The organism is Pseudomonas sp. MF5691 (assembly GCF_016405645.1).
Taxonomy (GTDB): domain Bacteria; phylum Pseudomonadota; class Gammaproteobacteria; order Pseudomonadales; family Pseudomonadaceae; genus Aquipseudomonas; species Aquipseudomonas shahriarae.
Genome location: NZ_JAEKDC010000049.1, coordinates 1 through 9,769, shown reverse-complemented (window position 1 = coordinate 9,769; position 9,769 = coordinate 1). Strand labels below are relative to the sequence as shown.

At 51.8% G+C, this 9,769-nt stretch carries 10 protein-coding genes; 5 read left to right on the top strand and 5 right to left on the bottom strand.

The features are described 5' to 3' along the window. Window positions 1-673: 673 nt before the first annotated feature. Window positions 674-1,246 carry a DUF6436 domain-containing protein gene (locus JFT44_RS28460; protein WP_048377739.1) on the top strand — a complete coding sequence of 191 codons (573 nt, stop codon included), beginning with the start codon at window positions 674-676 and terminating at the stop codon, window positions 1,244-1,246. A 153-nt stretch (window positions 1,247-1,399) separates the two neighbouring features. Beyond that, window positions 1,400-2,899, top strand: a complete 1,500-nt coding sequence (locus tag JFT44_RS28455; protein WP_127882200.1) for a methyl-accepting chemotaxis protein — start codon at window positions 1,400-1,402, stop codon at window positions 2,897-2,899. Window positions 2,900-3,065: 166 nt separating this feature from the next. Here JFT44_RS28455 and JFT44_RS28450 read toward each other — a convergent pair whose 3' ends face one another. Beyond that, on the bottom strand, window positions 3,066-3,488 hold the full coding sequence (locus JFT44_RS28450; protein WP_048377740.1) for a hypothetical protein: 423 nt from the start codon (window positions 3,486-3,488) through the stop codon (window positions 3,066-3,068). 237 nt (window positions 3,489-3,725) lie between these two features. Between JFT44_RS28450 and JFT44_RS28445 the strand changes: the two genes are divergently transcribed. Both JFT44_RS28445 and JFT44_RS28440 read left to right on the top strand, forming a co-directional pair. Next, a complete protein-coding gene (locus JFT44_RS28445; RefSeq protein ID WP_141228787.1) occupies window positions 3,726-4,205 on the top strand; it encodes a hypothetical protein in 480 nt (159 codons plus the stop codon). 51 nt (window positions 4,206-4,256) lie between these two features. Beyond that, complete coding sequence (locus tag JFT44_RS28440) at window positions 4,257-4,805, top strand: stationary phase growth adaptation protein (protein ID WP_082149931.1); 549 nt, start codon at window positions 4,257-4,259, stop codon at window positions 4,803-4,805. Between the two features lie 201 nt (window positions 4,806-5,006). On the opposite strand, the gene JFT44_RS28435 is transcribed toward JFT44_RS28440, so the two are convergent. After that, window positions 5,007-5,441 carry a hypothetical protein gene (locus JFT44_RS28435; RefSeq protein ID WP_048377708.1) on the bottom strand — a complete coding sequence of 145 codons (435 nt, stop codon included), beginning with the start codon at window positions 5,439-5,441 and terminating at the stop codon, window positions 5,007-5,009. 1,219 nt (window positions 5,442-6,660) lie between these two features. Here JFT44_RS28435 and JFT44_RS28430 point away from each other — a divergent pair. Further along, entirely contained in the window at window positions 6,661-7,497 is an 837-nt protein-coding gene (locus JFT44_RS28430) for a replication initiation protein (protein WP_048377707.1), read from the top strand. 642 nt (window positions 7,498-8,139) lie between these two features. Here the strand turns inward: JFT44_RS28430 and JFT44_RS28420 are convergent. The 3 genes from JFT44_RS28420 to JFT44_RS28410 all read right to left on the bottom strand — a co-directional run bounded on the left by JFT44_RS28420 (window position 8,140) and on the right by JFT44_RS28410 (window position 9,705). Then, complete coding sequence (locus tag JFT44_RS28420) at window positions 8,140-8,316, bottom strand: hypothetical protein (protein WP_157315210.1); 177 nt, start codon at window positions 8,314-8,316, stop codon at window positions 8,140-8,142. 200 nt (window positions 8,317-8,516) lie between these two features. After that, window positions 8,517-8,756, bottom strand: coding sequence for a hypothetical protein (locus tag JFT44_RS28415; protein ID WP_094989989.1), 240 nt, complete (start codon window positions 8,754-8,756; stop codon window positions 8,517-8,519). Window positions 8,757-9,141: 385 nt separating this feature from the next. Beyond that, a complete protein-coding gene (locus tag JFT44_RS28410) occupies window positions 9,142-9,705 on the bottom strand; it encodes a recombinase family protein (RefSeq protein WP_094989990.1) in 564 nt (187 codons plus the stop codon). Window positions 9,706-9,769: the final 64 nt, after the last annotated feature.

Here is a 9,769-nt window from a genome sequence, read left to right as displayed (position 1 = left end):
CTCCAGATCCTGACCTTGCGTCGAAACCCGAGCGTAACCAATCTGCTGTCCTACATTTTCCATGAAGCACCTGTCGCATTTGTTGTCGCAGGCAACTTACAACGTGCGACAGATTTATGCGACAGGTCAGAGCCAACAAATCCAGCGTATGTGAAATTGTCGCATAACTTATAAATTATGCGACAATTCACTCGGTTTTTTGAGTTTATGACATTTCGTAATGGATCGAATCTGGCTGTCTATCGAGAGCTAGTCTTGGGTCTTCCAGACGATCGTAAAATATCAATACCGATATAAAAAATATGGTTATAAGGTGCCTAGATATTTACACATGGTAATATCTGGCGGAATCAAGAAAAGCTCGTAGAGGATGCCTCTGATGAGGTCTGGATAGATCAGATGTACGAGATCGATCGCTTAGAAGGTCAATACAGAGCCTATCAAGATCAGATAATCCACCACCTCAAGCAGGCCGTGAAAGACGGCATTGTCGCCTCAGAATGACAGCCATTGATCAGGCGTATTTAGTCCTGCCCACGGCGAATCGCGTTGCTCTGCCCCAAGGCCTTCTTGTTTTCCGGTTGAAACGTCATTGCGACCTTAAACACTTGGCCATCTGATCTTTGGTAAACCCTAGCTATGACAAGTTGCGTCTTAAAATTAAAGACTGCCCATGACCCGCTCGAATCGTAAAACCCTTATGGCCAGCCTGCTAATTGCGCTCTGGGGCCTCTCCATTCTAGTCGCCTACTGGTGGTACGAAGCACGTTACCTGCGCAGCTTCAGTGAGCAGACCGCGTTGTTCTACGGCGAGCTGCTGCACCTGCCTGATGAGCTTGCGGGTCCAGGCCCGATCCGCCTGATACATTTCTGGGACCCGTCCTGCCCATGCAATGTCGGCAACCAGCAGCACCTTACCGAGCTTATTAAGCGCTTCGGCCCACAGGGTGTTAGTTTCTACGCGGTGCAAACGCCAGGTAGTCACGACCAATTACCTGAAGCCCTGAACGCTTTGAAAACTTTACCCGCCTTGAGCGGCATCTACAGAATACCAGCCAGCCCGGCAGTAGCAATCTGGGACCGGACAGGCCAATTAGCATACTTCGGCCCCTACAGCGAAGGCGCAACCTGCACCTCTAGTAACAGCATTATCGAGCCCATTCTCGACGCCCTGAGTGCTGGCAGACCCGTAAACGCAAATAACACAATGGCCGTAGGCTGCTTCTGCGACTGGCCGAACAATTGACGATCACAAACCGGCAACGCGTTACGGCATCACGCGCAAAAGCATGCTCATCCTTAGACTCACCTTGCCGATACAGAAGTTGTCGAGCGCCTAAATCAAGCTAGCCCTATGTAACACTCACCACGACTGCAGCACCACCTAGAGCCTATCGCCATGTCCGCTAACCTCTCCCCCCTTCAACAGCACTACCAAAAAGCAGACCGAATCATGCTGGGTGTGCTGTGGCTGATGTTTGTGTACTCGCTCGGACTCGCGTTCTGGCATGGTGCTTGGGGTCAAGCGCTCCTGGTCGGAGGTGGTACAGCGGTTGTGATGAGCCTGCTTAACCAGCTAATCAGCGGCCAGCGTCTGTTGCGTTGCGTAATGGGCGCGGCGTATATGGTAATGGCGGCCCTGCACATCAACCAAGCTGGCGGCATGCTTGAAATGCATTTCAGCATCTTCGTGCTACTGGCTTTCTTGGTGTACTACCGTGACTGGCTTCCGATCGTGGTAGCCGCATTGGTGATTGCAGTGCATCACTTGAGTTTCTTTGCCTTACAAGCTCAAGGTGTTGACGTTGTTGTGCTGCCGAGCGGCAGTTGGTCAACCATTTTCCTGCATGCGCTCTACGTCGTAGCAGAAAGCGCAATTCTGATTTACTTGGCGATGCAGACTCACGCGGAAGCCGTTGAAAGCGCGGCGCTGATGCAAGCTGCCGAGAAGATCACTGAGCGAGTTGACGAAGTCAACCTCAGCTACCGCAGCAGTGCGCAGGGCAAAGTTAGCCTAGGTTTTAACCAATTTCTTGGCACCTTGGACGATCTGGTCAGCGAAGTGATTAGAGACACAAAAAGTCTGAAAAAAATGGGTGACAGTCTGCTGCTAACCACCGAGAACCTAAGCTCTGGGGCAGAGCAACAGCAAGGCGAAATCATCTACATGAGCTCAGCTATGCTGCAGATGAGCACCGCCATTGACGAAGTGGCTGGACATGCTGATGGCGCCGCGGCGGCAGCTCAAGCCGCCAACCAGCAAGCTGCCGAGGGTAGTCGCTCGGTCAACCATGTGCGCAGCGAGATCAGCAAACTGGCCACACAAATCGACGTTACTGAAACCGAGGTTCAGGCGCTGGCAGAACAGTCCGAGCAGATCGGCAAGGTGTTGGAAGTGATCCGCTCGATTGCGGATCAAACCAACCTGCTAGCCCTAAATGCTGCGATTGAAGCCGCGCGTGCTGGCGAGCATGGTCGTGGTTTTGCCGTCGTAGCTGACGAGGTGCGCAATCTGGCGCAGAAAACTGCGTTGTCTACCGCTGAAATACAAAAAATCATCAGTGGCTTGCAACAAGGTAGCCGCCAAGCAGCGGCCGCTATGCAAGAAAGCCGAGACAGCGTGCGCAGCTGCGTACAAGACAGTCAAGCGACTGCTGAACTGCTAGGCACAGTAGCGCAAAACATCAGCGGTATTACTCAAATGAACGAGCTGATTGCCGCCGCCACCCACGAGCAAGCTGCGACCAGTGCAGAAGTTAGTCAGCACCTACACAGCGTGCAACAAGTAGCCAAGCAAAGCTTCGGCGATGCTAGCAATCTTAACGACGATGGCCAGCAACTCAGCCAGTTAGCCGATCGCTTGAGCCGTTTGACTGGTCGCTTCCGCGTTAGCCGCTAAGCGCTGAATAGCCCCGACTTGGCAGGCAAATCTTACGGACTACTTGGCTGATGTTTGTGTGTCGAGTCCGACATTAACAGTCGGACGCGTGCCAGTGCCGGGCTCGCACTGGCACGCGGTATGATCTTGACCCGATTTACCATAAACGTCGTTATGCGTACTGCGATCAATCTTTCTGAGAAACCCGATATAAAGCCGAGTTTTGGGCTGTCTTTTCGATGAACTCGACAGTCAAATCTCCGGTTTTCGCGTCATTGTAATACTCGCGAATCGCTTGGCGAAAACGCCGACCGATCAATTTTCGAGTCGTAGGGTGCAAGCTAGCCCATTCAGCAGCAGGCTTTTTACTCAAAACCTTGTAAATCGCGGCCAGCAGAAAAGGCTTGTCCTCTGCCGTAGTGAGCGCACGCGCGATTAGGCGCTCAACGAGGCTGTCGACCTCATCGGCATCCAAGGACACGGTTTGCACCTTTTCGAGTCCCTTTTTTAAGAGATACACGTGAGCCTGTTCAAACGTCTGCAGCTCCTCATCAGAAAAATCCATGATTTCACGCATGAGGGCTTCGTCTATTTCAAGTAAAATGTTCATTCCAGATACCTTTTAGGTTTGTAGAGAATACGGATTCGCGCCCGTTCTTGGATCTTACCTAAAAGGTATTCTGGTAACAACAGGCATTTTTCAAGAAAGAAAACACCAACAAATAATTGTTAACCTCGCATATCCCTTAGACTGGCTCCTTATCCTGTAGGAAAACAGCATCACAGGGCTTGCTTACCTCCAAAAACGAATACATAGTATGCGCATACACAGTATGCGGATAGAGCTATGCTTTCAGTGCGATTAACAGGCGATACCCAAGACCAGCTTGACTATTTATCAATGCGGACGGGTGAAAGTAAGAACTCTATTATTAACAAAGCACTTATTGAATATTTGAAAAAAAATTCTCTTGGTGAAGCTCCTTTATCGGAGAATATTCAAGAGCATAGACACACTATGCTTATGAAGAAAAGGGATGATAAGGGGACGTTTTTAAAAAAAATAAAGAACATTGAAAACTGGATAACCGAACAAAAAATCTGGACAAAAAACAGTGAGCATCCTGTAACAATATCCGGCGAACCAACGCCTGGGATTTATGGGAGAAACATAGTTACAAACTATTACGTCGATGAAGAAGATAATATATACATCATTAGTAAGTATATATCTTGGCCTGCCGCAAGTGGGATAGACCAATACCATGCGTATGTTACATTATACGATGAATGGGTTGAATTCATGAAAATTGTTGCATTTAAATAGCTTAAGTAACTAACCGGTAGCTTCGGCACATGCTGATCTAAGGGATAGAAATTGAAACTTGATGAAGTAACACAATGGACACCCTTTACCCCAGCAGGTGGCGCCCCTGAAGACCTATCCTTCCTGGATGCACACAAGGTCACTTATAAGCATGAAGCGGCTGGAAAACCTACGATTACCTATGATTTTTGGGTAACGTATTCTTTTCACTGTTTTGCGAAAGACTATACCCATTTGACTGATGCTGAAAGAGCTATACTAATGTACCACGCACCTAAGGACTCAAGACCTTTTTGCTATGTACGGTACAATCTAGCAAAACAGTATTTGAAGGCGATTATAGAAAATTTGGGTTCTCCAGGCGTCATAGTTAGACATGCGGGATATGAAAGCTATGCGACTTCAAAAATAATAACCGAAGACGGCAAAGAATTATGGTACTTTGTACCATTTAGAGTTTATCGAGAATTTAAGAAATTCAGGATACACGTTACTAGTGCTTATCCTGAAATGACTAATAGTGGAGGCGGTAAAGTAGGATTCTTTACAATAGCTCATTGTTTGAAGACTGGCAAAAAGCTACCAACTCCACACAAATAAAATAATTATATTTCAGAAATAACAAGGCCCGCTTAAGCGGGCCTCGCCAGAAAATTTCTTTCTGGTATTCAGAACGCATTTACCAGGGCTTGGCCTGACCGATTTGCATCGGTAGCGGGATGTCTGGAAAACCAGTCTGCTGCATCCGTGCGCTTATTATAGGGCTGTCACACCTCATGTCAATCTCGTTGAAATCGAGGCCTACGGCTTCTGCTCACGGTTGGCACGTGTGCGCAAGGCCATGATTACCTGAGCTGAAAACGCCTGAATATCCTCATTATGAAAAATCAGGTGCGCTCGATGCGACTTGGTTTCCTCGTCCCACAGCTCTAAATCTTCCATTCGAAACTGATGCTTACCCTGGTACGTAGCAGCAAGGTCAGCAGCCAAGCTGCGCGCGGCTTCTCCAGGCGTCGCTATGGTCCAATCAATGATGTCGGCTGTCTGTTCGCCTGGTGATCGCTGCGTGACGCCCTGGGCGGAAGCACAGGCAAATTCGTTGTAGATCTGCGCGCCAAGCTCGGGATCATCCGCAGGATTTCCCGGGCACAGCCGCGGCTCCCAAGGAAGCACGAAGGTCGATTGGCCGAGAACTTCTTGCCGGACGTAGTCCGAAGGTTTTGCTAAACGCTGCATGAGGTTTGCTCCCAGGCGAAAATCGCATGGTAGCGCACCCAGAGCGGCCAAAAGCCGCTCTGATAAACCGACGGCGAAGACGGCGGAAAACAGCCGGACAGACGCCACCCGAGCCCACGAGGGAGGGAGGAAAAATGGCCCCCAGGCCGAATTTTTCCGTTCTGCCCTGGTGCAGCCCGTTCAGGGCGAAACCAGGGTGCGCAGCATCCGGCAGCACCGCTTCCGTGCGCGTCAGGTGAAACCGGACCAACCTGGTTACGAGCCGAAGCAGCAGAGGAAGGGACGAAGTCCCGCACCGATGCGTCGCACAGTCTCAGAAAGTAGGTTGGTCCGGCTTTGCCGGGCGCGCACGCGGGTGAATTTTCGAGACAAGCCCGTCCAGGGCGCAGGGGAGGAAAGAGGGTGGAGGCTCGCGCAGCGAGTCGGAGCCCTGAAAGCCTGACGGGGCGCTCCCCCGGAAGGTTTGGGCGTCCCGCAGGGCGGCCACGACAGACCGAAGGGATGGCGCGCTGTGGTTCTGCTTTTGTCTTGGATTATCTATTGTCTGATCTATTGGGCCTTCTATTGCTGCAGCTATGGCTTCAGCAATAGGAGTCCCATAGGAAGAGTACAAAGGTGAAAAGGTACAAAAGGGCAAAACGCCAAAAGCATTCGCGCTACGCGCTCACCAGCTCGACCCCCAAAGGGGGACCCCCACTCTCTGGGATCAGATCCAAAACGAATGCTTTCACACGCGAAATTAAGAGCACCATCACCATTCCCTGAATGGCGCTGAGCTCCGGTTCACCACCGTCACTGATTACTCGTTTTTATCGGCTGTGAGCCCACTAGAGACACTTGGATGCTCCTAGCCGCAAAGTGGCACCACTGCGCTCCATGGAGCGCTTAAACAAAGTCTCCAGCCTATGGCTGGGCATTACTGGGGAGGGGGAGCCACGAAGTGGGGGAACCCCGTAGGGGTGCCCCGGCAGAGCCGCGCTTTTTTACATTTGTGCCAGAGCGCGTTTTTTCGCTTCGACGCTATTTTTCCTTTTCCCTTTTCCCTTTTAGAGTGGCTGGAGGCCACGAATTACGTGACTTACAGACCTAATAAAGGGACGGATTGACGGTTTAAAGGGGACGGATTGACGGTTTAAAGGGGACGGATTGACGGTTTAAAGGGGACGGATTGACGGCATTAAAGGACAAGTCTAGAGTAGTCCTAAATAAGGGAGGATGCATGATTCAAGACCGTCAGCTCATCGTAAAGTCGAATCACATTATCGAAGCATCGTACCGTCTGAGTGTTGCCGAACAACGTGTCATCCTCTCCGCGATCAGTCAGGTACGCCGCGATAAACCGGTAACCGATGAAGTGATGTACAGCGTCACTGCAAGCGATCTTGCACAACTATGCGGTACAGATCCCAAGACAGCCTATCGTGACCTCCAGAATGCTGCTGAACGCTTACAAACCAGGCGCGTGAGCCTTGTCCTAGAGCCGGATGGCATAACAATCCGATCCAAGCGCCGTCGCGTCACATGCTGGGTTCAGACGGTCGATTACATCGATCAGGAAGGCCGCATTGAGATGCGCTTTGGCAAAGACATCCTCCCGTACCTGACCGGCCTCCAGCGAGAATTCACACGCTACGCGCTATCTGACGTAGCTAAGATGACCAGTGCTTATGGCATCCGTCTTTATGAGTTGCTAGCTCAATGGCCAGAAGGCCATCGCGAAGTAGCACTAGATGATCTGCGCCGCTGGCTCCAGCTCGAAGACCGTTACCCCTCGATCAAGGATTTAAAGCGCCGGGTACTTGATCCAGCTGTTGAACAGATCAACGAGCATAGCCCTTTGAAGCTTACGTGGAGCCAGCGTAAAACAGGTCGCAAGGTCACACACTTAGTGTTCGACTACAGTCCCAAAAGCACTGCTAGACCCTCAAAAAATGCGGATACCAAAACCAAGCGCAGCAAACTGTCAGATGACGATATCGCCAAACAAGCACGTCCTGGTGAAACTTGGGAGGCTGCTCGCTCGCGCCTAACTCAATTGTCTTTGGGTTTGACGTGATTTTTGTCCTGAGCTTTTGGATTAAGATTCCAGCTCTTTGGCACACTCTGGCACAGCACTAAAACATGGCATGGCACACCCTCAACGAAGCCGTGAAACTAACCGGCAGAAGTCGACGATCCATCTATAGAGATATGGATAGAGGCCTTGTTTCATATGGTTTAGACGCTTCCGGAAATCGTCAGTTTGAAACATCCGAACTGATGCGCGCTTATGGCGCTTTGGTATCCGTGGCACAACCTGACACACCCGAGATGGCACACCTTGGCACAAACAAGCAATGGGACCAGGTAATAGCTGAACTACAGGCTCTCCGTAAAGAAATCCAAGAACTACGTGCCACAGTTCTACTCATCGAGCACAAACCCGAATCTCCACCGGTGGCCAAACCCTTAGCCTCTGAAAAGCCTCAGGAGCCCGCCACCTGGTCAAGTCTGTTTAGCGCCCTGGACGACTAACAGTTTCGCGGACGCGAAACTTTCCCTTGAGCCGCAGGCGAATGGGCAAGCTGTGGAGTGGGCCGGTAGGCCTACTTCACCTATCTTGCCCCCCTATTCAGCAGACTTAATCCGTTGCGTCGGCTGTTCTTTTTCCGTTCTCGTATCTTTTTTTACCGTTTTTTTCGCGTTGTTTTTCGCGCGCTCAGCCGTTGTTTAAGGAGTCGGTCCTCTGCTGCTGCACAACCGCGGCCAACAGCCACTTGCGCGCCTCCTGAGCGCGACGGGTCTCATCATCCACCTGCCGGCTGACGTAAAGCGGCAGCGCCAGGGCCTCGTCCTGGTCGTCGCCCGGCTCAATAAATCGCGGTACCGAATCCATGCTGTTCATCCTGTAGCCCCACAAGTGTCAGTGGCCCCTCAAGTTTTAGTAGAGGCATGGGTAATGTACGCAATGAAGGGGTTTACCCGGCCCCCCTGCGAAGGACGCTGGAGATTCAATCCGTGCTAATCGTTGGGTTGGAGGCATATGCTGAAGCTAGGGGCCTATGGGAGTCCCTTGTAAGAGACTTTGAGCAGCTCTCACAGCTCGACGGCAAAACCCTTGATGCCCTGAGCGTCGGCAAACCGACCGACCGCGGTCAGGCTGGCCCAGGTGCGCAGCGCTTCACGCCGCGAGCGCACCGGCAGCCAACGGCTACCGGCGCCGCCCAAGCGAATCGCCAGCCCCCATTTTTCGCCGTGCCGACTGACCAGCACCTCGCGCACCGCGCCGCCCTCGAGCATGGCCCGCAGCGCGTCTTCCTGAATGCCGGCTCGCATCAAAACAACTCCTCTTGGATTTTCTGTTCCACGATCATCCCTAAGTCTCGGAAGGGATATTGGCCATGCACGCGGTGAGCTGGGCAACCCAGAGCATGGTTAAACGCCCCTGGGGCGGTGAAGTGCTGAACACAATCACAGCGCCGGCAGCCCACCCAAGGGCCATCGAGCTTCCAGCACTTGTTCCAAAGTTGCAGCGGCAAATAGGGCACGAACATTAAAAAGCAGGCCTCTGGGCATGAAGGACAGGGGCTGAATGCGCGTAAAACCCCTCACTAGGGGGATGGTAGGCCAGACCCCACCCCTCTGGCGTCCAACCGGCAGCAAAAAGCCCACCGGAGTGGGCTTGGATGACGGGGGTCATTTAACGAATGTCCCGTTCAATCTATTGAGGCAACGCACGGTATAGCGTGGCTCGATGCACCCCCAAAAGACGTGCAACCTCGGCCACTGATTGACCTTCATTAATCAACCTACGTGCATGGGTTATCTGCTCAGAAGTCAAAACAGGCTTTGGCCCAAATCGAACGCCTTTGGCTTTCGCAGCAGCTCGGCCAGCACTGGTTCGCTCGCCAATGAGAGAGCGCTCGAAGTCAGCAATCCCGGCGAATATCGTTAAAACCATGCGCCCAGCTGGAGAGGTGGTGTCGGCCCATGGCTCAGCAAGTGAACGCAGACCTGCACCTGAAGTTTTGAGTTGTTCTGAAATGTGGAGCAGGTCGGTTGTTGACCTAGCCAATCGATCCAACCGCGTTACGGTCAGTACATCACCTGGTCGCAAATGATCGAGCAGCCGAATCAGTTCAGGACGGTTTTGCTTAGCCCCACTGACCTTTTCTTCAAAAATTCGCTGACAACCGTTTTGCTTTAGGGCAATCCGTTGTTGCTCCAGATCCTGACCTTGCGTCGAAACCCGAGCGTAACCAATCTGCTGTCCTACATTTTCCATGAAGCACCTGTCGCATTTGTTGTCGCAGGCAACTTACAACGTGCGACAGATTTATGCGACAGGT